The following is a 24,814-nucleotide window of genomic DNA, read 5'->3' as shown; positions in this document are numbered from 1 at the left end:
GATCACCCCTCACGCCCGGGACGTGTTCTGCGCCGGTACCTCACCGCGCACGGCTGCTGCAACTGGACGACCATCTTGCTGTGGTCGTTTCGGTAAGACTCCGACGGCTGCGCCATCTCGAACTCGAAGTCCCGCAGCAGGATCGAGAAGATCGCTTTGAGCTGCATCTGGGCGAATGCAGCGCCGACGCAGCGATGCCGGCCGGCTCCGAACGGAATCCACGTCCAGCGGTTGACGATGTCCTCTTGATTCGGGTCGATGTACCTCCCGGGATCGAAGGTGTCCGGTCGGGGGAAGTCCTCGGCGATTCGATTGGAGATCGCGGGCGTCGCAGCGACAAGATGGCCCTCTCGGATCTCGAAGCCGCCCACTTCGAAATCTCCACGTGCCACCCGCAACAGGATGATCAACGGCGGATGCAGTCGAAGGGTTTCCTTGACCACAGCCTCGAGAACCGGAATCTGGCGCAGGGCATGAAAACTGATGTCGGCGCCGTCGGAGTACAGATTGTCGAGTTCGTCGACGACGTCCGTCATGGTGTCGGGATGCCGCAACATCTCGATCAGCGACCACGCTGCCGTGCCGGAAGTCGTGTGGTGGCCGGCGAACATCATCGAGATGAAGATGCCGGTGATCTCGTCGGCACTGAACCGGAGGTCGCCGTTCTCGTCCTTGACCGAGACCAACACGTCCAACATGTCGCGGTCCTCCTTGCCCTGCGGAGGATTCGCGATGCGCCCGTTCATGATGTCCTGTACCAGAGCGACCAACGCCAACCTGGCCTCGTCGCGGCGGCGGAAACTCTCGATCGGCGCGTACGGATCCACGAAAGCCAATGCATCCGTTCCCTGTTCGAGTTCGTGATACAGCTTGGCGAAGCTATCGTCCAGTTCGTCGCGGAACTTCTTGCCGATCAGGCACGCCGACGAGGTGTAGATGGTCAGCTCGGCGAAGAAGTCGAGCAGATCGATCTCACCTTCGTCTCCCCACTGCGCGACCATCGCCTCGACCTCGCGGCCGATCGTGGCGGCGTGCCCGCGCATCTGTTCGCCGCGCAGAGCCGAGTTGTGGAGCATCTCCTTACGCCGCTCCGGGCTGGCATCGAAGACGACGCCTTCACCGAATATCGGCTTCATGAAGGGGTACGCAGCTTGTTGGTCGAGATCCTCGTCGGTGGAGCGGAAGAAGAACTCGTTTGCCTCGGCTCCGGACAGCAAGATCACTGTGCGGTCGGCAAGTTGAAAGGCGCCGACGTCACCACATTCCTCACGCACCCGGCGCATGAGCGCTATCGGGTCGGTTCGCAGTTCCTCGAGATGCCCGTGCGGGAGATCCCCGCCGGACACCCGCGGCGGCTCGGGCAGTGTTCGCGACGTCTCCTGCACTCCGTGCGTCATGTCGTCTCCTGTGAGTTCGCAGTGGGAAGTTTGTCCAGTGGTGCCTCGGGCTGAACTTCGACGAGCACGATGTGTGCTCCTCGCGGCGCCGACACAACGGCGACGATGGCATTGGCGATGTCCGAGGCGCGCAGAAAGTAACCATGGCGGGCGAACCCCCACTTACTCCACGATTCCCCAACCGGTCCGATGATCTCCGGCGTCGTGTCCATCCCCATGCCGGTCAGTGTCGGCCCGGGTCGCACGATCGACGCGCGAATGCCTGTTCCTTCGAGCTCCATTCGCATCTGGCGCCCCATTGCTTCGAGCCCGGCCTTGGCCGCGTCGTAAGCACCCATGAGTGGACGCTGGCGCTCGGCACAATCCGAGCCGATCAGTACGAAGTCACCGCGCTGTCGTTGCCTCATGCCGGGGAGTACGCGATGCGCCAATCGCTGCGCACCAACGAGGTGGACTTGGATCTGCCGTGAAAACGCCTCTGGATCCATCTCGTCCGCAGCCCCGAATTCGAGGTCACCGGCACCGGAGACGACCATTTCGGTGGGACCGTGGACTGCCTCTGCGGCCGAGACGAATCCGTCGACCGAATCACCGTCCGTGACGTCGAGGAAGTGGGCAAACGCTTCACCACCATTGCTGCGGATCTTCTCGGCGATGGCTTCGCATTCGGTGACTCGACGCGCACCGAGCGCAACCGGATGGCCGAGTTCGGCCAGGGCATACGCAGTAGCGGTGCCGATTCCCGACGATGCACCACTGATCAATGCCGGCCGGCGAACTGGATTGGGTTCGAAACGAGGCATCAGCGCACCTGCACTTTCACCGGCAGGGCCGCAAAGCCCCGGACGTTTGTCGAATGAACACGCTCGATTCCGGACTCGTCGACTTCGTAGTCGCTGACCCGACGCCCGAACTCTGCGAGGGCGATCTTGGCTTCGAGCTTGGCAAGGTGGGCACCGAGACAGAAGTGCACGCCACCACCGAAACTCGCGAGTTTTCCCGACGAACTCCGGCCGATCTGGAAGCTGTCGGCATCCTCGAAGACGTCGGCGTCTCGGTTGGCCGATCCGATCAGGAGCAGGACCTTCTCCCCCGCCGGAATGGTGCGTCCGTGATATTCGAGGTCGACAACCGAAGTCCGAGCCACGATCTGGCTCGACGTGTCGTAGCGAAGAGTCTCTTCCACCCATTCCGAGGCTCGTTCGGGATCGTCGAGAACCGGTGTGATCTGCTCCCGGTGGTGCGAACCCCAGTACAGAGCGTTCCCGAGAAGCTTGGTCGTGGTCTCGTTTCCGGCCACGACCATCAGAAACATGAATCCGAGGATCTCCTGGTCCGAGAGTTTGTCTCCGTCGATCTCGGCATCGAGCAAGGCCGAGGTCAGATCGTCCGTCCGCGATCGGCGACGCTGCGCGATCATCTCCTTGTAGTAGCCCATCAAACTGATCGAAGCCTCCACCGCAGGTTGCGGCACGTCGAGAACACCCGCCTCTCGGTGCACCACCAGATCCGCCTTGCGCCGCAGTTCGGCCCTGTCGGGTTCGGGAACCCCCATGAGTTCGGAGATGACGTCCATCGGCAGCTTTCCCGCCACCTCCGTAATCCAGTCGAACTCCCCCGCGCCCAACGCAGGTACCAGATGTTGCTTCGTGAGTTCGAGTATCCGGCCGTCGAGCTCCGCAACCCGTCGCGGTGTGAATCCGCGAGAAACCAACTGGCGCAACCGCATATGGCGGGGATCGTCCATCGCGAGAAACGACATCACATAATGCGCGTGTGGACCGTAGGCTGCGGGGTCGAGCGATACCCCGTTGGCGCTCGAGAGACGCTTGTTGTCCTTGAATCCGTCGACCACGTCCGCATATCGCGACAACGCCCAAAAGCCAACGTCCGGATTGTGATACAACGGTGATTCTTCGCGCAGACGCTTGTACGTCGGATACGGATCGTCGTGAAAGTGGTAGTCGTACGGATTGAAGACCACCGGATCGATCAAAGCTTCTGTCATGATTTCTCCAGGATCAGTAGAGCTGAGGCCTCGAGGCGTCCAGCGATTTGCGCGTAGGTTCCGTAGCCGATCCCTGCTCGCAGAAGCGCCCCGGCATAAAGCATTTCGAGCGCTTCCAACACTTCGGGTTCGCCATTCGGATCCAGCGCCGAAGCGAGTCGTTGATGGATCTCGAGTCCGATCCGCCCGCGAAGATGTTCCACTTCAGGATCGGATCCGAGCAGTGCATTGGTCACGGCGGCCGATACCTCCGGTTCGTCCGCGAGAAGCAGCGCGATGTTTCGAAGTACAGACAGCACGTGCGCGGTGCGATCCAACCCTGAGCCATCAGGCGCCGACGAGTTCTGAAGTCTTCGCCAGAAAACCTCTGCGACCAGATGCTCCTTGGACGCGAAATACGTGTAGGCGGTCGCAGTTCCTACACCCGCTTCGGCCGCAACCGAACGGACAGTCAGTCCGGAAAACTCTTGTTTGCGTAGAACTTTCACTGTTGCTTCGGCAAGCCTGGCCACAGTTTCCGCCTGTTTGCCCGTGAGGCGCCTGCGAGTGGATTCATAGACAATCGATCCCCCGCCACTTGAATCGCCCCGTTTGCTGGACACGTGTCTGGACGTTACTACAGCACCCTGTCCAGGGCAACGAAATGGGGAAACTTCGAAAATTCACCACTCACAGGCAGCCACGAAGCGAAAAGTTCTACTACAGACCGATCTTCATCCCGGCACCAGCGTCCACGCGCAGTTGCTGGCCGGTGACGAATCGCGACTCGTCCGAGGACAGGTACACGACCGCATGCGAGATGTCCGCGGGCTCGACCCACGGGGTCGGCATCGCCTGCATGAACGGGAACGTCACTGCCGCATCCTCGGCGGTCGGATTCTCGAGGTCGGGACGGAACGTCCGGTACATCGGCATGCTCTGCAACATGTCGGTGTTCACGTTGGTCGGATGAATCGCGTTGACGCGAATGGAACTCGGCCCGAGAGTCAGTGCCAACGAACTGGTATATGCCTGAATCAGCTTCTTGGCCAGTCCGTATCCGTCGCCACCCGGACCCTGGAGCGCCTGCTGCCCGTTGAATCCGGTCTGTGGCACCAGACCGGCAACAGAGCCGATCGCGATGATCGAACCCCCTTCGCCGAGGTATTCCATCGACGCGTGCACTGTATTGACGACACCGAGAAAGTTCACATCGAACGCGTCGACGAAACCGGCAGTCGACACGTGCTTGCCGAGCGGACAGATACCGGCGTTCGCCACGACGACATGCAATCCGCCCAACTGACCTACCGCCTCGGCAAGTGCCGTTTCGAGTCCGGCGCGATCGCGGACGTCGACACGGGCCGTCACCACCTGCTGTCCGGTCTCTTTCACCAGTCGAGCCGTTTCCTCGAGATCGGCAGGACTGGCGAGCGGGTATTCGTTGCTGGCGATGTCTGCGCACAGATCGAAGGCGATGATGTGCGCGCCCTCCCGTGCGAGATGAACGGCATGACTGCGCCCCTGACCTCGAGCAGCACCGGTCACCAGCACCACTTTTCCGTCAACTCTGTTCATTTCGACCTCTCTCCCGTGAATGTGAAGGCGTGTATGTGAAGGCGTGCATGTGAAAGCGTGGATGTGAAGGCGTGGTTGTGAATGTGCGGTGAACCGTAGCCGCGCCGCCCCGGACACGAGGCGCTTTTCACCGAACCAGATCCCGAGACGCTCTCGAAATCTCTTATGCCCCAGAAACCATTGCCTCAACCACGAGTGTGAACTAGAGTCCAGACACATGTCCAGAAAGAGAGGGTTCGCGTTATGACGCTTCGACCCGCAGACAGTTCTGCACTTCTCGTCGACGGAAAGCTGGTTCCCGGATCCGGTGGAACCTTCGAAGTTTTCAACCCGGCCACCGAGGAACTGATCGGCCGTGCGGCCGAAGGCACCACCGCGGACATGGACGCGGCCATTGCCGCGGCGCGCCGTGCGTTCGACGAGACCGAATGGGCACGCGATCACGGGTTTCGCGCTCGCTGCCTGCGCCAACTGTGCGACGCACTCCAGTCCCACATCGAGGAGTTGCGTGAGATCACCGTCGCCGAGGTCGGCGCACCCGTCATGCTGACGAACGGTCCGCAACTCGAAGGCCCGATCGAAGATCTTCGCTACTGGGCTGACCTGATCGAAACCTATTCGTGGGAACAAGATCTCGGGCACGCGTCACCCATGGGGATTCCGACCCATCGCCGACTGCTCAAGGAAGCGGTCGGCGTCGTCGGCGCAATCACACCGTGGAACTTCCCGCACCAGATCAATTTCGCCAAACTCGGCCCCGCCCTCGCGGCCGGCAACACCATCGTTCTCAAACCCGCGCCGGACACGCCCTGGTGCGCCGCGCTGGTCGCCAAGGTGATTGCAGAAGAAACCGAGATCCCGGCGGGCGTCGTCAACGTGGTGACGTCGACAGATCACTCTCTCGGCGCGCAGCTGTGCAGCGATCCGCGCGTCGATCTCGTGTCTTTCACCGGTTCCACCGCCACCGGACGCACGGTGATGGCCACGGCCGCGCAAACCCTCAAGAAGGTCTTCCTCGAACTCGGGGGCAAGTCCGCATTCATCGTCCTCGACGACGCGGACATCAAGGGTGCATGCTCGGTTGCCGCGTTCTCCGTGTGCGTTCATGCCGGTCAGGGATGCGCACTCAGTACCAGACTTCTCGTGCCGCGCGCTCGGTACGAAGATGCTCTGGCAGCGGCCTCCGCCGCGATGGCGGGTATCCGAGCCGGTGACCCCAGCGCGCGCGGAACGGTGTGTGGTCCGGTCATCTCCGCGCGCCAGCGCGCCAGGGTGGAGAGCTACCTCGCCCTCGCGGTCGAAGAGGGCGGCACGATCGTGACGGGTGGAGGCCGACCCGACGATCACCAGAGCGGCTTCTTCGTCGAACCCACTCTCATTGCCGGGCTGGACAACTCGTCTCGCGTAGCGCAGGAGGAGATTTTCGGGCCCGTTCTCGTGATCATTCCGTACGACAACGACGACGACGCTATCCGGATTGCCAACGATTCCCCCTACGGCCTGTCCGGGTCGGTGTGGGGCGCCGATCCCGATCGCGTCGCGCACGTCGTTGCCGGTGTCAGAACCGGAACGCTGAGCGTCAACGGCGGCGTCTGGTATTCGGCCGACGCACCGTTCGGCGGCTACAAACAATCCGGGATCGGCCGCGAAATGGGCCTCGCCGGTTTCGAGGAATACCTCGAAACCAAGCTCGTCGCTTCACCTTCCTGACATTCCACACCCTCACCCCACACCCTCACCACAGAATCATCACCACGAAAGTAGGTCGACATGGGACGTTTCGACGGTCGCACCGCGATAGTCACCGGAGCAGCGCAGGGTATCGGAGAGGCGTATGCCCGCGCTCTGGCCGCGGAGGGGGCCAACGTGGTCGTGGCGGACCTCAATCGCGAACTCGGTGAAGCTGTCGCCAAGCAGATCACGGCGGACGGTGGAAGTGCCGTGTTCAAGGACGTCGACGTCGCCGACGGGGAGTCGACTGCGGCACTTGCCGACTTCACGATCGAGCAGTTCGGCAGCATCGAGCATCTGGTGAACAACGCTGCCATCTACGGCGGAATGAAGATCGATTCCCTGTTGACGGTGGACTGGGACTACTACCGAAAGTTCATGAGCGTCAACATGGACGGCGCCTTGCACGTGTGCCGGGCGGTGGTACCTCATATGCGCGCGAAGGGCGGTTCGATCGTCAACCAGTCCTCCACAGCAGCCTGGCTGTACTCGAATTACTACGGACTCGCGAAAGCCGGCGTCAACAGCCTGACACAACAACTCGCGACCGAACTCGGCTGGTCGAACATCCGGATCAACGCCATCGCTCCCGGTCCCATCGACACGGAGGCGACTCGAACCGTCACCCCCGGCAACATCGTCAAGGACATGGTGAAGCGAATCCCGTTGCAGCGCATGGGAACGCCGGAGGATCTCGTCGGCATGTGCCTGTTCCTTCTCTCCGACGACGCAGGCTGGGTGACCGGGCAGATCTTCAACGTCGACGGAGGCCAGGTGTACCGGTCATGACGGAATCGGCGCCGAAAGCCAGCGCTTCGAAAACCAGACTGGGATACATCGGCCTAGGCAACATGGGCGCGCCGATGGCGCAGCGCCTCCTGGACTGGCCGGGCGGACTGATGGTGTGTGATGCCCGCGCAGAAGCGCTCGAACCGTTCACCACTGCGGGCGCGAGCGCAGCATCGACGCCCGCCGACGTTGCAGCGCAGGCGAGCATCATCTCCGTCACGGTGCTCGACGACGCGCAGGTACGCGAGGTTGTGTGCGGGCCGCACGGGATCCTGTCGACCGCACAGCCAGGCACTGTCGTCGCGATTCACTCCACTATCTCGGACACCACGGCGGTGGAACTCGCTGACATCTGTCAACAGCGTGGTGTTCTGCTGGTCGACGCGCCGATCAGTGGCGGTGCCGGCGGCGCAGCGCAGGGCAGGCTGGCAGTGATGATCGGCGGCTCCGACGAGGCGTTCGAAGCCGTCCGCGAGCCCTTCGGATCCTGGGCCGAGCTGGTGGTTCACGCCGGTGACGTCGGCGCGGGAACGCGAATGAAGCTCGCACGCAACCTTCTTCACTTCGTCTCGTTCACCGCCACGACCGAGGCCGCGCGACTCGCCGAAGCAGCAGGACTCGATCTCCGCACGCTCGGAAAGGTCGTCAGGCACACCGATGCGATCACTGGTGGCGCGGGCGCGATCATGCTCCGCGACACCACCGCACCGGTCTCGGAGGACGACCCGTGGTTCTCGATACTGCGGCATGTTCGCAATCTCGGGGAGAAGGACTTGGCCTTGGCCATCGACCTCGGAGATCGGCTGAATCTCGACCTGCCGCTCGCGCACCTTGCGCTCGCCGGACTCGGTGCCGGTCTGGGCGTCGGGAATGACAGCGAAGACAGGCCGGCCGAACCTTCAACGGCATCTTCGGCATCTACTACTCGGGAGCACGCATGACCGACACCACTCACATGACCGATGCCGGTGGAACCGACGAAAGCCGCATCTCCGAGGCCCGCGCTCGTGGCGTCGCGAAGATGAACGAGGTGTACGGCTGGGAGCTTCCCGCCGACGTTCCCGGCGACTTCTTCGCGGTCACCGCCGACCACCTCTTTGCCGACATCTGGACGCGACCGGGACTGTCGGTGCGTGACCGACGACTACTACTGATCGGTGCCATCACCGCCCAGGGGCAGAACGATGTGGCAAAGATCCAGATCAACGCTGCTCTCCACAACGAGGAGTTGACCGAGCAGCAGTTCGAAGAGGCCGCGATCTTCCTGTGCCACTACGTCGGCTGGCCGCTGGCCACCGGACTCAACAATGCGCTGATCGCCGTGAAGGCCGACAGACGTAAAGCCGCGCGCGTCAAGGAGAAGGCCGCAGCCGATTCCGCGAAAACGGACACCGACTGACTTTCGGTCGAGATACTGCCATCAGGGCATCAATCACACCCACCGATTCCCCCACCAACCAACCAGAAGAACGAAGGATCCGAATCCATGGCCGAGGCCAGCTCAATCCGTCCGCAGTCCGCCGCAAGCATCGAGCAGTGGGACTTCGAGGCTGACGTCGTCGTCGCCGGCTACGGCATTGCCGGAGTGAGTGCTTCGATCGAGGCCGCGCGAGCGGGCGCCGACGTATTGGTGCTCGAGCGCACGAGCGGCTGGGGCGGCGCTGCGGCGCTGGCAGGTGGATTCATCTATCTGGGCGGCGGGACCCCGTTGCAGCAGGCACTCGGGTTCGAGGACTCCCCCGCCAACATGAAATCGTTCATGATGGCCGCACTCGGGCCCGGCGCCGACGAGGAGAAGATCACCGACTACTGCGAAGGCAGCGTCGAGCACTACAACTGGCTCGTCGACAACGGTGTGCCGTTCAAGGAAAGTTTCTACGGCCAACCTGGCTGGGAAACGCCCTTCGACGACGGACTCATGTATTCCGGCGGCGAGAACTCGGCACCGTTCAACACGATCGCGACACCGGCCCCTCGCGGGCACGTGCCGCAGATGAGCGGCAAGCGCACCGGGGAGAAGGGCGGTGGTTTCATGTTGATGAAGCCACTGATCGAGACGGCCGAAAGCCTCGGCGTACGAGCAGAATACGACATGCGAGTCCAGCGCCTGGTCGTCGACGGAGATCGAGTAGTCGGCATCATCGCCAAGCAGTACGGCAAGGAAGTGGCAGTTCGAGCACGCACGGGTGTCGTACTCGCGACGGGAAGCTTCGCCTACAACGAAGCGATGATCCAGTCGTACGCCCCACGGCTGATCGGGCGCCCCGGTGCGGCTATCGAAGAGCACGACGGCAAGGCCATCCAGATGGCGCAGGCACTCGGGGCCGACCTCGCACACATGGACGCAACCGAGGTCGCATTCTTCGGCGACCCCCAGTTGATGATCCGCGGCATCCTGGTCAACGGACGCGGCCAGCGCTACGTCAACGAAGACACGTACCCGGGAAGAATCGGCCAGGAGACGCTGCTGCGCAACGAGAATCAGGCCTACCTGATCATCGACGAAGCTTCCTACGAAGAGGGCTGCGCCGCCGACAGTTCCACACCGTTCTTCAGATTCCAGCCCAAGTGGGTGGCCGAGACCGTCGAGGAACTCGAATCCGACATGGGCCTGCCGGAAGGCACCCTTCAGTCGACCGTCGAGGTCTACAACCGGCACGCCGCCCGTGGTGAAGACCCGGTACTCGGTAAGAAGAAGGAGTGGGTCAAGCCGATCGGCTCACCCGTCGCTGCGCTCGATCTTCGCAATTTCACCGCCGGATTCACGCTCGGCGGTCTGCGCACGTCGATCAACTCGGAGGTCATCCACGTCTCCGGCGAACCGATCCCGGGTTTGTTTGCCGCTGGACGCTGCACCGCCGGCGTCTGCGCCGGTGGATACGCCTCCGGAACGTCCCTCGGTGACGGCAGCTTCTACGGGCGACGCGCGGGAATCAGCGCTGCCAAGGGCTGAGCGTCTCTTCTCAAATGTCAGCGTCCTCAATGTCAGCATCCTCGCTGCGACGTTCGAGGAACAACGTGTCACGCCACCTGCCACCGAGTTGAGCGATACGCGAGCGAGTGCCGACGATTCGGAATCCGACGGCCTGATGCAAGGCGACACTCGCCCGGTTCTCCGGGAAGATCGACGACTGCACCGTCCAGATCTCACTGGCGTCGGCGGCTTGCACCTGTCGGCGAAGCAGCAGCTTGCCCACGCCGCGCCCGCGAGCGCCGCTACCGATGTAGATGGAGTTCTCGGCGACCCCGCGGTAGCAATCACGCGAGGACACCGGGCTCAGGCTCGCCCAGCCTTCGACTCGGCCGTCGATCTCGGCGACCCATCGATGATCGGGCAACCATTGCGCGTCGAGCTTCTCGGCTGACGGCACCGACGTGGTGAACGTCGCGGTTCCGGTGTCGATTCCTTCGCGGTAGATCGAGCGCACGGCATCCCAGTCGCCGGATTCCATGCGGCGCAGCACCACATCGTCGGGAAGAACTCCCAGTGTGTCTTCGACCGGGCCACGCGCAGCCACGACGGCGGCCGCTGCCATCAGATCGGAGTATGCCGTTCCGGCAACACTGACAACCGAAGTGCCTTCACGCACCGAAGCCTCGACAAAACCGACCTCGATCAAGGCCTCGAGGTGAGCACTCAGCGCCGACGGCTCGAGTGATGCGGCGTGTGCAATCGTGTCGACGTCGATCGGACCGCCGGCAGCGAGTCGGAGCACTCGCAGCCGCGTCGGATCACCAAGGCACGCAAACCTGCGCGCAAGTACATCGGTGTCGAGGGGCGCGAGTGTTTCTGAACTCATGTGGCGACTATAACGCCGCTGACCTGCAGTTCGGTCGGCTAGGTGGGGCGAGCGGGCCCCGAAGTGAGAAACAACTCAGCCGCCGATCCTCGGGTTCACCGGCTAACGCGCACCGATCGACTCGGCAATCATCGACCACGAGTTGTGAAGATCGTCCTGCCAATAACCCCAGGAGTGAGTGCCGGTTGCCCGGAAATCATAGGTGGCCGGGATGCCCAGGGAGTCGAGCCGCTCGGCCAAACGCTGGGTGCACTGGTTTGTCCCGGCCTCGATGACTCCACCCACGATCACCTGGTTCGCCAGAACGCCGAGGTCGCCGTTGACCATCGGTCCCCCCAGATTCTCGTGTGGGCCGGGCAGGCCCGATCCATTGCTGATGTAGAGGTCGACGCCCCGCAATCTCTCGGCGTTGACCACAGGATCGTTGGCTACCCAGCCCGGACCGCCGGGAGGACCCCACATGTTGTCCACGTTGCCGCCGCGGAATCCGACCACGAATCTCACGTAGTCCTGACCGGGTTGAGTACTCGTCTCGGCGCACCCGCTGAAAGCACCGACGGCACGGTAAACGGATGGCGCCGCCTCGGCCAGGCTCAGAACCGAGGTACCTGCCATCGACAATCCGGCAACGGCATTCACACCCGTAGTCCCGAGCGTGGCGTCGACGATCGGTGGCAACTCCTCGGTGAGGAACGTGGTCCACTTGTTCAGCCCGAGAACAGGATCGGGCTTCTCCCAGTCGGTGTAGTAGCTGTAGGCACCGCCGATCGGGTTGACGACGTTGACGTTCTTGTCGCCGAAGAAGTCGACGACGTCTGTGCGTGTCTGCCACGTCGCCGTGTCCTCGCCTCCGCCCGCGCCGTTGAGCAGGTAGAGAGTCGGCCGGGGCGCACTCGTGTCTGCCGGCCGAATCACCTCGAGTGGGATCACCTTGTCCATTGCAGCGGAGTAGACGTACATCGTCAGCTGACGGGCGTTGATTTCCTCGACGTGATCGAGAGCTGAACTGTCTGGAGGGGATGTTCGCGCCTGATCGGCCGAGGCAAGCGCTGCTTCACCGAACAATCCCGTCCATGCGACGAGGGCGACGACCAGTATCGCCCGAGTACGTCCGATCCTTCTCATTGCCGCTCCTCGTGCTCGATTGCGGTGCCCGGCAACAGCTCGGTGGCGCTCGCTTCACGGGCGTGCGGCTCGGTGGCTTCAAGTTGTCATGCCCGTTCGGAGTATCCGGAAAACATCGAGAGCACCCGAGCCATCTCCGGTCCGATGACCGCCATGGCCGGTGCCTCGATCATCTCGTTGTGTCCGCATCGCACCGGTACCTCCACGATCCGGCCTGTCACGAGCGGACGCCATTCCTGTGGCGACCTCTCCCGCGGAATCGTGTCGTCTTTTCCGTCAGCCGGGAAGATCAGCAGGTCTCCCTCGTAGATCTGGGGAACGAACTGGTGCGTGATTCTCTGCGAAGTCTCGTACCCTCTGGCAATCCGCTCGAGGTCCCGACCGTCGACTCCCGTCTCGGGCCCGAGCCTCCGGGCCAGCACGGCCGCCGCCTCGTCGAAGGTCAGATCTCGGTCGGTCTCGATCTCGAGGCCGAGTCCTCGCAGTAGGTCTCGGACGTCGAGTGCGGCTGACGCAGGGGCATCGCCGTTGTCGGGGTAGCTGTCCATCATCGTCAGTGTGGCAACTTCGCGGCCGGACGATTGCAGTTCGACGGCCATGGCGTGCGCGATGACTCCGCCGAGGGACCAACCGAGCAAGTCGTACGGCCCGTCCGGCGAAACGGCTTCCATCTCTTCGACGTAGCGATGCGCCAGCTGTTCGATCGACTGATAGTCACCGTCGTCGCTGAGTGCGGGTAGCTGAAGTCCGTACACCGGTCGGTCCTCGGGCAGATACCGCACCAAGCCGGCGTACCCCCAGGACAGGCCGATACCAGGGTGCACACAGAACAGCGGTCGCCCACTTCCTTCTGTCCGCAGCGGAACAACCACGGCGAGAAGCTCTTCCATGCCGGCGTCCACTGTCGGCATGTCGAGGCGTCGAGCGATTCCAGCGGGTGTCGGGTCGAGGAACATCCACTGAAGCGGAATTCTGCGTTGGAAACGGGAGTGCAGTGCGCTGACGATTCGGGTGGCTACCAGGGAGGACCCGCCCAGGTCGAAGAAGCTGTCGGTAGTGCTCACCCGGCTGACACCCAGAACCTCGACAAACGAGTCGACCACGGCGCGCTCGGTGTCGGTGACCGGCTCGCGGAACTCGGCTGCAACCGAACTGAATTCGGGTTCCGGTAGAGCCTTTCGGTCGAGCTTGCCCACCGGTGTCATCGGAATCCGCTCGAGAAATACCACTGCCGACGGAACCATGTGCGAGGGAAGTCGGTCGGCTGCGTACGCCCGTATCTCGTCGCTGTCCGAGGCGTCGGCAGCTGACGTACGCACGTACGACACCAGGACCGTTTCACCCGACGGTCCCGTGTAGCCGACAGTTGCGGCGAAGTCCACCGACGGATGGCGTGAGATAACTGCATCGATTTCCCCGAGTTCGATCCGAAAACCACGGACCTTGACCTGGAAGTCGCTGCGCCCGATGTATTCGAGTGTGTGATGCACTCCATCGCCGGAACCAACGATTTTGGCACTGTCACCGCCGGATTCACGCCAACGCACGACATCTCCGGTGCGGTACATCCGGCGCCCCGGCGACCCGTACAAGCAAGCAACAAATCGTTCCGACGTGAGCGACGCCCGATTATGGTACCCACGTGCCATACCTGGGCCGATGATGTACAACTCCCCCGGCACGCCCACCGGTACGGGCTGCAAACGCTCGTCCAGCACCAGGAAGCCGAAGCCCACTGCCGGCGAGCCGATGTTCACTCCCGCACCGGGTTTCATCGAATCGCTGACACTCGCCTGCACGGTGGTTTCAGTCGGGCCGTAGCCGTTGTGCAGCCTCCGACCCGGCGCCCATTGCGCGACGACCTCCGGCGGGCAGGCCTCGCCCACCAGATCGAGAACACGGAGCGCCTCGAAACCGTTGTCACCCAACGCCGCCAGCGCGGTCGGTGTAATGGTGGCATGAGTGACCTGCTCGCGCCGGAAAACATCGGCCAATTCGGCGCCACCGTACACAGCAGGCGGAACGATCACGACTTGCGCCGAGGCGCTGAATGCCATCGTCAACTCGAAGATGGAAGCGTCGAAACTCGGCGATGCCAACTGTGAGACATGAGAGTCGTGAGTGACCTCGAACCTCTCACGAGTTTCGGCCGTGAAGCTCGCCAAACCTCGATGAGTAATGTTCACTCCCTTGGGTTTCCCGGTAGATCCCGAGGTGTAGATCAGGTAGGCCGGATGATCGAGGTTCAGTACACCGGTTCGATCGTCATCGGTGATCGGTTCCGGCGACAGCGCGGCTACCCGCCGGGCGAAGTGTGGGTCGTCGAGTTCCAGCCAGGGAACAACGTCGGGTAGGTGAGTTCGGCTGGACTGAACGGTCAAACCGAGCGAGGCTCGGCAATCGGCGAGCATGTATTCGACGCGCTCGCGCGGATAGGCCGGATCGACAGGCACAAAGGCCGCTCCGGCTTTGGTCACCGACCAGATCGCCACCACCGATTCGATCGAGCGAGGCATTCCCAGTGCCACGAAGGTCTCCGGGCCCACACCGCGACCGCACAACTCCCGGGCAACACGATTCGACCACTCGTCCAGGTCGCGATAACTGAGCTGCCGGTTCTCGAGCGACAGGGCCACCGAGTCCGGATCGATCGCCACGGCGTCCGCCAACAACTCAGGCCACAATTTCGGAGCTACTTCTGGGAGCCCATGCGCCGGCGTCAACTCGCGACGTTCAAGATCGCCGAGTAGATCGATGTCACCGATCGGTACCTGCGGATTCCGGGTCACGGCCTCGAGTACACGAACGAACATGTCGGCAAACCCGCTGACCGTACCGGGGTCGAAGAGATCGGTGGCAAAGTCGACGGCTCCGCTCATTCCTCCCGGTGCACCGCGATCGTCGTACTCTTCGGCGAGGAGGAATTCCAGGTCTACCTTCACTACCTCGAGTTCTGGGTCGATCCCGCGGACTTCCAGTCCCGCCAGCTTCAGAATCGGCCGATCGTTGTTCTGGAATTCCAGCGACACCGAGGAAATCGGTGCATAGGCACTCGACCGTTTCGGCCCGACCGCGTCCACTACCCGCTCGAAGGGAACGTCGGAGTGCGCGAACGCGGCGAGGTCGACTTCGCGGCAATGCGCAACCAACTCCCGGAACGATTGAGCCGGGTCGACCTGTGTGCGCAGTGCGAGCGTGCCGACGAACATGCCGACCAGATCATCGAGGGCACGATCTCCCCTGCCGGCGATCGGCGTTCCGATCACGATGTCGTCGGTGCTGCCCAAACGTGCCAGCAAGAGCGCGAGCGCTGCATGCACAGTCATGAATGCAGTGGACTCTTGCTGCCTCGACACGTCTCGGATACGGCGGTGAAGATCACTGCTGATCGAGAAGTGAATCCGCGAGCCGTGAAAACTCTGTTGTGTCGGCCGGTCTCGATCGAGGGGAAGTTCCAAGAGGTCGGGAGCGCCTGACAGTGCGCGTCGCCAGTAAGCCAACTGCTCGGTGATCACCGACCCAGGGTCGTCGCCGGAGCCCAGAATCTCCCGTTGCCAGAGCGCAAAGTCGGCGTACTGGACTGGAAGCGGCGTCCACTGGGGTTCCCCGCCGTACGCGTGGGCCTCGTATGCAATCATCACGTCTCGGGTCAGTGGAGACATCGAGAAGCCGTCAGCCGAGATGTGGTGCACCACTACGGCAAGTACATGTTCGCGCTCATCGATGGTGAACAACGCTGCCCGCAGGGGAATTCGTGCGGCGACGTCGAAACCAGCCGAGACCATTCGGGCAAGCTCGTCACGGAGATGATGTTCGTCGGTCACCGATGTCTCGGCCAGTTGTGGCAGCGCGGCGCTTTCGGTGGGCACGATGTGCTGGACCGGTCCGTCGCCGTGGACCGGGAACATCGTTCGCAGCGATTCGTGGCGGGCGATGACATCGGACATCGCTGATCTCAAGGCCGGTTTGTCGAGTTCACCGCTCAACCGCACCACGAGCGGAATGTTGTATGCAGGAGAACTGGTGTCGAGTTGATTGACGAACCACATCCGCTGCTGAGCAAACGACAAGGGGATGTTGTCGGGTCGGGGGCGCGGTTCCAGTCGCTCCGACCGTTCGGCGACCGACTGGTCGATCACCGTGGCCAACTCGGCCACCGTCGGCGTCTCGAACAGGTCCCGCACGCCGACGGTAGCTCCGAGCACCGCCCGTAGCCTCGCCGCGACCGAAGTGGCGCTCAGAGAATTTCCACCGAGCTCGAAGAAACTGATGTCGGTACCGACTCGTTCGAGGCCGAGCACCTCGGCGAACACGTCCGACACTGCCTGTTGGACCGGGCCGACAGGGGGACGGAAATCCCCTGTGGTCGTCTCGATTTCGGGGCTGGGCAATGCCGAACGGTCAACTTTTCCGACAGCGGTCAATGGTATGTTCTCCAGCACCGTGAGAACGGCAGGCACCATGTGCGAAGGCAAGCGCCGGGCCACGGCGCGAATCAGGAGCCTGGTGTCCAGTCGACCCGCGGTGGGCACGACGTACGACACGAGTCGGGTGTCTCCGGTGGGGGCGGAATCGGCAACCGTAACGGCAAATCCGACGTTGGGCTCCGCCATCAGCACACTGTCGATCTCACCGAGTTCGACACGGAAGCCTCGAACCTTGACCTGGAAGTCGCTTCGCCCGACGTACTCGACACACATGTCCGCCGTCCATCGCACGATGTCGCCGGTGCGGTACATCCGCGTTCCTGGGTCGGCCGGATTGGCAACAAAGCGCTCTGCCGTCAACCCCGGCCTTCGGTGATATCCCCGCGCCACGCCTGGTCCGGCCAGATACAGCTCGCCGGGGACCCCGACGGGAACCGCTTGAAGTCGAGCGTCGAGCACCAGTTCGCTGACGCCACTGACAGGTCCACCGATCGTGATGCGCTCCCCGGCGGTCATCGGCGGACTGACGTTCGACATGATCGTTGCTTCGGTCGGTCCGTACGCGTTGTACAGGCGGCGGCCAGGTGCCCAGCGAGCGACGAGATCGGGTGGGCACGCCTCGCCCCCGAATACGACTTCCGAAAGTTGTTCCAGCCCAGCCGGGTCCACCGTTGCCAATGCCGCCGTGGTGATGAACGCGTGCGTGACGGCGCGCTCGGCCAGAAGCTGCGCCAGGTCCTCGCCCCCGTAGATCCCGGGTGGAGCGATAACCATCGTCGCCCCGGCGCCGAAAGCCTGCAGATATTCGAAGAGCGACCCGTCGAAACTCGGAGTGGAGAAGTGCAGCGTGCGTGATTGTGGAGTTGCGCCGTAGCGTTCGCGTTGGTCTCGGGCGAAGTTGTCGAGCCCTCGCTGTGTGACCACGACTCCCTTGGGCACGCCGGTCGACCCCGAGGTGTAGACCACGTAAGCAGCTGAATCCAACCCGATCGGACGGAGTCGGTCGTTGTCGGTCAACGGGCTCCCCGAGAATTCCTCGCACTTCTTCGTGAAATGCGGATCGTCGAGAATCAGCCACTCCGCGATATCGGGCAATCGATCTCGGCCCGCGGTGGTGGTCAATCCGAAGCTGACCATCGAATCGATCAGCATGTGATTGATCCGCTCGTCGGGATAGGCGGGATCGATCGGCACGAATGCAGCGCCCGTCTTGGCGACGGCAAGTATCGACACCACGGACGTGAGAGAACGTGGGACACCGACTGCTACGTAGTCCTCAGTTCCCAGTCCTCGCGAGACCAGCACGCGAGCAATGCGATTGGAGAGGATGTCCAGCTCGCCGTAGGTCAGGCTGCCGTCCGCCGATTCCACGGCGAGCGCGTTCGGATCACGCTGGGCTGCCGCGTCGAAGATCTCCGGGAAGACGCGCGACGACCCACCAGCCGTGCCACGGGCCGGCACCAATTCGGCACGTTCGGACGGGGCGAGCACCGACACCACAGCCAAGGGGCGATCCGGCTGGGCACACACTTCGAGTACGCGATGCAGTCGTCCGGCGATCTCTTCGATGTCGGCGGCACCGAAAACCTCGGGTAGGTACTCGAATTTCAGGCGGAGTCTGGTGTCGACCGATGCCACCAGGCTGAGCGGGTAGTGGGCAGCGTCCTTGGCTTCGACATCGATGATCCGGATCCCCGCAATATCGGTATCGGACGAAAGGCCCTGACGGTCAGCGGGATACGATTCGAAGACAGTCAACGTGTCAAATCCGGTCTCCGGCCCCGTGGCTACTTGGATCTCGGAAAGCCCGAGATAGTGATGATCCGACAGCTCTGCTTGCTCGGCCTGGATCCGCGCGAGGAGTGTGCCGATACTTTCTCTCGGGCGCAGAGTGATTCGGACCGGAATTGTGTTGATAAACAGCCCGACCATGGTTTCGATCCCGGTCAGCTCGGGAGGTCGACCCGACACCGTCGCTCCGAACACCACTTCGTCTCTCCCGGTCAGTGCAGCGAGGACGATCCCCCACGATGCCTGAACAATTGTGTTGATCGTCAGCCCGAGTTCACGCGCCATCCCGCGAAGTGAGGTTGTGAACTCCTCGTCCAGATCGAACACCCACTCGGCCGCCATGGTGGAGAGTCGACGAGATCGAACCGCCGGAGCCAACAGCGTCGGTCCTTCGACTCCGCTCAGCGTCCTCGCCCATACAGCTCGAGAAGCTTGCTGATCGCGGCGGCTCATCCAGGTCAGATAGTCGCGATACGCGCGCGCGTGAGGCAAGGCCGGAGCTTCACCATCAGCGGCATAGAGCGTCGCCAACTCCCGGATCAGCAGTGGCATGGACCAGCCGTCCAGAAGGATGTGATGGTTGGTGAGCACCAGCGTGAACTTTTCGGGGGCGAGAGCAATCAGGGTGAATCTGATCAACGGCGCCTGCGCCATGTCGAACGGGCGCGCTCGGTCCTCCGCCAGTGCTCGATCAAGATCCTGATCTGTTGCACCAGTGAGGTCGATTTCCTGCCACGGCGCTGCCACGGCGCTTCGGACCACCTGGACGGCACGGCCGTCCGCGCCGTGAAGGAAGGCGGTACGCAGGTTCTCATGCCTGCGGAGCAGCGCGTCGGCGGCGCGACGCAGGCGCTCCGAATCGACTGCGCCGGCTAGATCGAGAGCCACTTGTACGAGGTATGCGTCGACCGATCGTTCGGCCAGTTCGGCATGGAACAACAACCCCGCTTGCAATGGAGAGAGCGACCAGACGTCGCTCAGGTCGGGGCACCGGCTTTCGAGGTCGTCGACCGCGTCCTGTCGAAGATCGACCAGATCGAAGTCCGAGGGTGTGAATCCGCCGCCGCCTGCCGCGTACTCACCGAGCGCGGCCAATGCGTCGAGCCACCACTGCGCCAGGTGCCGAGCGTCGTCCGCGCCCAGAATGTCCGGTGGGAACGTCCAGGTGGCAACGAGCTGCGGGCCGTCCTCGGGGTCACTGTTGTCGGTGTCGCTGTTGTCGACGGTCATCACGTTGACCTCGAGGACGCTGGCGAGCGGAAGATCGACGGCCGTAACCGTCCGCAAGTCCTCGTCGCGGATCGGTACCCATCCCGCTGAAGCGTCGGCCTCGGATCCACCGACGCGTCCGAGGTAATTGAAACTGATCTGAGGCACCGGAAGTTGCGAAAGAGTGTGTGCCGTTTCGCGGTTCAGATAGCGCAGCAGCCCGAAGCCGATGCCGCGGTCCGACACCGCCCGGAGTTGTTCCTTGACGGCCTTGGCAGCGACGCCCGCAGCCGGACCGCCGGCGAAGGCGTCGATCGGATCCACTCCGCTCAGATCGATCCGCACCGGGAAGATCGACGTGAACCATCCCACTGTGCGAGCAAGATCTGCCCCGGGAACCACCTGTTCCTCGCGTCCGTGTCCCTCGAGGCTGATCAATGTCTCCGGATTGTCGATCCCGCGCTCCCTATGCCAGCGGACCATCGCAAGAGCCAAAGCCGTCAACAATCCGTCCTCGACGCTCCCGTGAATCGCCTGCGGCACTGTCGTCGACACGGCATCGGTCAATGCCGTGGGAACTCGTACTTCGATGTCGGTGGTGGCCGAGGCGGTGTCCCTCTTCGTCAGGGCGCGCACACCCAGAGTCGGATCTGGACCCGCGAGCACCTCTCGCCAATAGTCGAGTTCAGCAACCCGATCCGGCTCGCGCGCGGCGTCGACGAGGCCACGTGCCCATCGACGCATCGAGGTTCCGACCGGAGCCAGTGACGGGTCGACGCCTGATTGCACCTGCGCACAAGCAAGTGCAAGATCGGGGATCAGGATTCGCCAGGAAACACCGTCCGTCACCAGATGGTGCGCTACCAGTAGCAACCGTTTCTGGCGCTGTCCTTCCTTTTGAATCTGTCCGTCGGTGTCGAGCAGGACTGCCTGCACCATCACACCTGTCTCCGGGTCGAGCCGCCCCAGAGCTGCGTCGAGTTCAGCCGAGACCTTCTCCGCGGCAGCACCCTCTAGGCTCACGTGGCGTACGACGGTCTCCGCCCGCACCGTACCTGCTGGCGCAACGTCCATCCGCCGAGCGGATTCAGGATGCAGCGTCGCCCGGATGCCCGCGCGGAGGATGTCGTGGTGGTCCAGCACGGCCTGCATCGCCTGTGTCAGCGTGACCTCGTCGAGCGTGGCAGGAACCGCGAGGAGAACAGATTGTGAGTACCGCCGAAAGTCTCCGCCGCGATCGAGCATCCATTCCGCGATCGGTGTCAACTCGATCTCCCCGACGCCGCCACCGGGCAACTCGTCGAGAACAGCGTGACCGCCAGACGTACCGGCCGTCTCGGACAGCGCCGCAACGGTTTTGCGTTCGAATACCTCGCGCGGTGAGATCAAAACTCCCGCAGACTTGGCTCGCGTCACCAACTGGATGGACATGATCGAGTCACCGCCGAGAGTGAAGAACGAATCGTCGACCCCCACCTCGTCGAGTCCCAGAACTTCGGCGAACAGGCCCGCAAGGATGCTTTCCGTCTCGGAGGCGGGGCCACGACTCACGGTTGTCTGTAGCCCGAAGTCAGGTTCAGGCAACGCTTTCCGGTCGAGTTTGCCGTTCACCGTCAGCGGCAACGCCTCGAGAACCGTCACGACAGCGGGGACCATGTGTGCCGCCAACCTCTGTGAGAGATACTCGAGCAACGCCGCCGGAGAGACAGTGGCAACGGCCTCCGGCACCACGTAGCCCACCAACCGGTCTCTGCGGGCCACGACCGCCGCCTGAGACACGCCCACTCCGGAGAGCAGCGCAGCCTCCACCTCGCCGAGTTCGATTCGGTACCCCTTCACCTGCACCTGCAGATCGTTTCGTCCGAGGTACTCCAGCTGCCCGCTGTCGTTCCAGCGCCCCAGGTCACCGGATCGATACATACGCGCCCCACTGACGGTGAGGTCGGGAATGAACCGCGCGGAGGTCAGACCGAACCGGCCGAGGTATCCGCGTGACACCTGATCGCCGCAGACATACAGTTCACCCACCACACCGGGCGGCACCGGGTGCAACCGCTGATCCAACACATACACACGCAATCCGGGCAACGCCCGACCGATCACCGAGGCCGATCCGTCACGCGCCAGCTCACGATCGAGCGGAAGGTGGCTGACGTGCACCGTGGTCTCCGTGATGCCGTACATGTTGACCAGATCTGGTGACGAAGTCCCGCGGCGGGCGTACCAGCGCGTCAACTGTCCGAAGTCGAGGGCTTCTCCACCGAAGATCACGTAGCGCAATGACAGGGCCGCGCTCCCGATACGCCGGTCGGCTTCCGCCAATTGATAGAAGGCAGTGGGAGTTTGATTGAGCACCGTGACACGTTCGTGCCGTAGCAATTCGAGGAATGCCTCTGGTGAACGGGCCGTGAAGTAGTCGACCAGTACCAGCCGGCCACCGTGTGCGAGTGCGCCCCACATTTCCCAGACCGAGAAGTCGAATGCCTCGGAATGGAACATCGTCCACACATCGCCGCTGTCGAAGCCGAAGAGCGCTCGGGTGTTTGCCAGCAACGTCACGACGCTGCGGTGGGAAACCTGCACCCCCTTCGGACGCCCAGTAGACCCCGAGGTGTAAATCACGTAGGCCACCGAATCGGGTCGGAGCGGTAGCAGCCGGTCTTGGTCGGTCACCGGAAACGGAGAACTCCTAAGCAGCGCTTGGAGAATCGCCGGGTCGTCCACGGCAATCACTGGAATCTCGTTGTCTGCGATTGCGTCACTGTCTCGTATGTCGGCGCCGTCGGCCCGAGTGGTCAGCACGCACTTGGGTGCGGAGTCACGCAGCACGAAGTCCACGCGGTCGACCGGAGAAGTCAGGTCCACCGGTAGGTATCCGCCACCCGCCTTCACCACCGCCAGCAATGCCACCACCAAGTCGATCGAGCGGGTCATCGCGACTGCCACCAGGGTTTCCGGCACCACACCCTGGGCCACCAACAGTCGAGCGAGGCGGTTTGCTCGCTCGTCGAGTTCGCGGTAGGTGACGGACAATCCGTCGCAGCGCACCGCCACGGCATCACCGGACGTCAGCACCGCACGATCGAAGAGATCCGACAGCGAATCCTCGTGGGTTCCGACACTCGAGACCGAGGCCGAGCCCGAGGCCGAGGCCGAGGCCGAGGCCGATGGCGCAACCAGCATCTCGCTGTATTCGCCGGCCAGAAGTATGTCGATGTCGCCGACGACTGCCGACGGATCCTCGATCACGGCGCCAATCACTCTCTCGAAGCGCTCCGCGATGCGCGTCACCGATACTCGGTCGAAAATATCTGTTGCATAACGGAAACCGGCGCTGATACCGGCCGGCCCACCGTGCTCGTCGACGTGTTCCATCACACTCAGTTGTAGATCGAATTTTGCAACCGCGAGATCGATGTCGAGCGAGCGAGCCGTCAGTTCCGGCAATTCGAAGCGCAGTCCCGTATCGGTCTGGAATTCGAGGAGTACTTGAAAGAGGGGTGAATGCGCGGTGGAACGGTCGGGCGAGAGGTCATCCACCAACCTCTCGAAGGCAATGTCTGCATGGTCGAGTGCACCGAGATCCGTTGACCGCACCGCGGCCAACACCTCGGCAAAGGTTGCTCCGGATTGGACGGGTGTGCGAAGCACGAGCGTGTTGACGAACATCCCGACCACATCGTCGAACACCGAAGCACCGCGCCCTGCGACCGGAGTGCCGATCACTACGTCGTCCGACGCCGAAAGCCGTGCCAGCAACACCGCGAGCGCCGCATGCATCGCCATGAACAGGGACGCACCATTCTGGTGTGCGAGGTCGGTCAAAACTCGATGGATCTCGGGTGAGAAGTCCATCGAAACCACCGCGCCCTCGGTAGACCGTTTCGACGTTCGTGGTCGATCGAGAGGGAGCGGCAAGACTTCTGGAATATCCGACAGCTTCGCTGTCCAGTAATCGAATTCATCCGACGTCGACGTTCCCGGACCAACTTCTGCGTCGAGGATCTCCCGCTGCCACAGGCTGTAGTCGGCATACTGGATGGGCAGTGGCTCCCAGTCCGGATTCTGCTCCTGAGCACGGGATGTATAGGCGCGCATCAGGTCACGTGCCAGTGGCGCCATCGAGAAACCGTCCGCGGCGATGTGGTGGACGACGATCGCAAGAACATGCTGCTCCGGCCCGATTCGGAGTAACCTCACGTGCAGCGGGAACTCTTCGGCCACATCGAATCCGACGTCGAAGAACGCGTGCAAATCCGTAAAAAGCCGCTCGCCGGAAATCGGGACGGGGCGGATTCGAGGAGCAGCGAGCGCTGGTTCGGCGATCACCTGGTGGGGCCCGTTCGCGGACGTCGGGAAGATCGTTCGAAGGGTTTCGTGCCGTTCCACCACATCACCCAGTGCGGCTTGGAGCGCACCCGAATCCAGGAAGCCGTCCAGTTGTAGTGCGACGGGGATGTTGTAAAGCGGAGACGAGGTGTCGAACTGGTTGACGAACCACATGCGCGCCTGTGAGAGCGATAGCGGAATGTGTTCTGGCCGGGTCTTACCCGCGATTTCTGAAATCCTCGAACCTTCCGGCCCCGAACCTCGCAGCACAGCTTGCAGCTGATCGATCGATGCCGCCAGATCAGCGACCACGGGAGTGTCGAACAAGGCCTTCACACCGACATTCGTGCTCGATTCGGATCTGATGCGCGCTGCGACGCGAGTGGCGCTGAGCGAGTCTCCACCCAGTTCGAAGAAATTGTCGTCGGCGCCCACCTGGTCGAGATCGAGCACCTCGGCGATGGCTCGAGCGACCATAACTTCGGCTCGTGTGCTCGGCGTCCGATAGTCCGCGGCTGTAAAAGTAGTGTCCGGGAGGGCTTTACGGTCCAACTTCCCATGCACCGTCACCGGAAACTCCCCCAACACCACCACCACCGACGGCACCATGAACCCCGCAAGAGACCTCCGCACCCCCTCCAACACCACCAC

General features: G+C 62.9%; 13 protein-coding genes. 5 read left to right on the top strand and 8 right to left on the bottom strand.

Translation table 11 applies throughout. The features are described 5' to 3' along the window. Positions 1–2: 2 nt before the first annotated feature. From ABX74_RS12665 to ABX74_RS12645, 5 genes are all read right to left on the bottom strand, one after another. The gene (locus ABX74_RS12665) at positions 3–1,397 is read right to left on the bottom strand and encodes a cytochrome P450 (protein ID WP_019748680.1); all 1,395 of its coding nucleotides are present in this window, start codon (positions 1,395–1,397) and stop codon (positions 3–5) included. Then, positions 1,394–2,200: an SDR family oxidoreductase gene (locus ABX74_RS12660; protein WP_020907946.1), complete on the bottom strand. Its 807-nt coding sequence runs from the start codon at positions 2,198–2,200 to the stop codon at positions 1,394–1,396. Before ABX74_RS12660 ends, ABX74_RS12665 begins: the two co-directional genes overlap by 4 nt. Beyond that, positions 2,200–3,405: a cytochrome P450 gene (locus ABX74_RS12655; RefSeq protein ID WP_019748682.1), complete on the bottom strand. Its 1,206-nt coding sequence runs from the start codon at positions 3,403–3,405 to the stop codon at positions 2,200–2,202. The genes ABX74_RS12660 and ABX74_RS12655 overlap by 1 nt, the downstream gene beginning before the upstream one ends. Next, a complete protein-coding gene (locus tag ABX74_RS12650; protein ID WP_024487471.1) occupies positions 3,402–3,968 on the bottom strand; it encodes a TetR/AcrR family transcriptional regulator in 567 nt (188 codons plus the stop codon). The genes ABX74_RS12655 and ABX74_RS12650 overlap by 4 nt, the downstream gene beginning before the upstream one ends. Before the next feature lie 136 nt (positions 3,969–4,104). Next, positions 4,105–4,962 (bottom strand): mycofactocin-coupled SDR family oxidoreductase, encoded by an 858-nt coding sequence (locus ABX74_RS12645; protein WP_019748684.1) that lies wholly within the window; start codon positions 4,960–4,962, stop codon positions 4,105–4,107. A gap of 243 nt (positions 4,963–5,205) precedes the next feature. Here ABX74_RS12645 and ABX74_RS12640 point away from each other — a divergent pair, with 243 nt between their 5' ends. The 5 genes from ABX74_RS12640 to ABX74_RS12620 all read left to right on the top strand — a co-directional run bounded on the left by ABX74_RS12640 (position 5,206) and on the right by ABX74_RS12620 (position 10,435). Then, a complete protein-coding gene (locus ABX74_RS12640) occupies positions 5,206–6,672 on the top strand; it encodes an aldehyde dehydrogenase (RefSeq protein ID WP_020907947.1) in 1,467 nt (488 codons plus the stop codon). A gap of 60 nt (positions 6,673–6,732) precedes the next feature. Next, on the top strand, positions 6,733–7,482 hold the full coding sequence (locus ABX74_RS12635; RefSeq protein WP_007728639.1) for an SDR family oxidoreductase: 750 nt from the start codon (positions 6,733–6,735) through the stop codon (positions 7,480–7,482). Further along, complete coding sequence (locus ABX74_RS12630; RefSeq protein WP_020907948.1) at positions 7,479–8,423, top strand: NAD(P)-dependent oxidoreductase; 945 nt, start codon at positions 7,479–7,481, stop codon at positions 8,421–8,423. Before ABX74_RS12635 ends, ABX74_RS12630 begins: the two co-directional genes overlap by 4 nt. Next, positions 8,420–8,881, top strand: coding sequence for a carboxymuconolactone decarboxylase family protein (locus ABX74_RS12625; protein ID WP_082148498.1), 462 nt, complete (start codon positions 8,420–8,422; stop codon positions 8,879–8,881). Before ABX74_RS12630 ends, ABX74_RS12625 begins: the two co-directional genes overlap by 4 nt. Before the next feature lie 87 nt (positions 8,882–8,968). Next, complete coding sequence (locus ABX74_RS12620) at positions 8,969–10,435, top strand: FAD-dependent oxidoreductase (RefSeq protein WP_020907950.1); 1,467 nt, start codon at positions 8,969–8,971, stop codon at positions 10,433–10,435. A 10-nt stretch (positions 10,436–10,445) separates the two neighbouring features. On the opposite strand, the gene ABX74_RS12615 is transcribed toward ABX74_RS12620, so the two are convergent. The 3 genes from ABX74_RS12615 to ABX74_RS12605 form a co-directional block, all read right to left on the bottom strand. After that, positions 10,446–11,282 (bottom strand): helix-turn-helix domain-containing GNAT family N-acetyltransferase, encoded by an 837-nt coding sequence (locus ABX74_RS12615; protein ID WP_019748689.1) that lies wholly within the window; start codon positions 11,280–11,282, stop codon positions 10,446–10,448. Positions 11,283–11,384: 102 nt separating this feature from the next. Then, the gene (locus ABX74_RS12610) at positions 11,385–12,407 is read right to left on the bottom strand and encodes an alpha/beta hydrolase (RefSeq protein WP_046378652.1); all 1,023 of its coding nucleotides are present in this window, start codon (positions 12,405–12,407) and stop codon (positions 11,385–11,387) included. A gap of 86 nt (positions 12,408–12,493) precedes the next feature. Then, positions 12,494–24,814: amino acid adenylation domain-containing protein (locus ABX74_RS12605; protein ID WP_047888954.1), on the bottom strand; the 12,321-nt coding region annotated here is incomplete at its 5' end.

The sequence above is a fragment of the Rhodococcus sp. ARP2 genome (genome assembly GCF_001029585.1).
GTDB classification, from domain to species: Bacteria; Actinomycetota; Actinomycetes; order Mycobacteriales; family Mycobacteriaceae; genus Rhodococcus_F; species Rhodococcus_F erythropolis.
This window is presented reverse-complemented; position numbering and strand designations above follow the sequence as displayed.

What these genes read in the sequence shown, in the direction of transcription:
- ABX74_RS12645 (WP_019748684.1), bottom strand. Translation starts at nt 4,962, where the DNA reads ATGAACAGAGTTGACGGAAAAGTGGTGCTGGTGACCGGTGCTGCTCGA.
- ABX74_RS12655 (WP_019748682.1), bottom strand. Translation starts at nt 3,405, where the DNA reads ATGACAGAAGCTTTGATCGATCCGGTGGTCTTCAATCCGTACGACTAC.
- ABX74_RS12610 (WP_046378652.1), bottom strand. Translation starts at nt 12,407, where the DNA reads ATGAGAAGGATCGGACGTACTCGGGCGATACTGGTCGTCGCCCTCGTC.
- ABX74_RS12665 (WP_019748680.1), bottom strand. Translation starts at nt 1,397, where the DNA reads ATGACGCACGGAGTGCAGGAGACGTCGCGAACACTGCCCGAGCCGCCG.
- ABX74_RS12635 (WP_007728639.1), top strand. Translation starts at nt 6,733, where the DNA reads ATGGGACGTTTCGACGGTCGCACCGCGATAGTCACCGGAGCAGCGCAG.
- ABX74_RS12620 (WP_020907950.1), top strand. Translation starts at nt 8,969, where the DNA reads ATGGCCGAGGCCAGCTCAATCCGTCCGCAGTCCGCCGCAAGCATCGAG.
- ABX74_RS12615 (WP_019748689.1), bottom strand. Translation starts at nt 11,282, where the DNA reads ATGAGTTCAGAAACACTCGCGCCCCTCGACACCGATGTACTTGCGCGC.
- ABX74_RS12660 (WP_020907946.1), bottom strand. Translation starts at nt 2,200, where the DNA reads ATGCCTCGTTTCGAACCCAATCCAGTTCGCCGGCCGGCATTGATCAGT.
- ABX74_RS12630 (WP_020907948.1), top strand. Translation starts at nt 7,479, where the DNA reads ATGACGGAATCGGCGCCGAAAGCCAGCGCTTCGAAAACCAGACTGGGA.
- ABX74_RS12625 (WP_082148498.1), top strand. Translation starts at nt 8,420, where the DNA reads ATGACCGACACCACTCACATGACCGATGCCGGTGGAACCGACGAAAGC.
- ABX74_RS12640 (WP_020907947.1), top strand. Translation starts at nt 5,206, where the DNA reads ATGACGCTTCGACCCGCAGACAGTTCTGCACTTCTCGTCGACGGAAAG.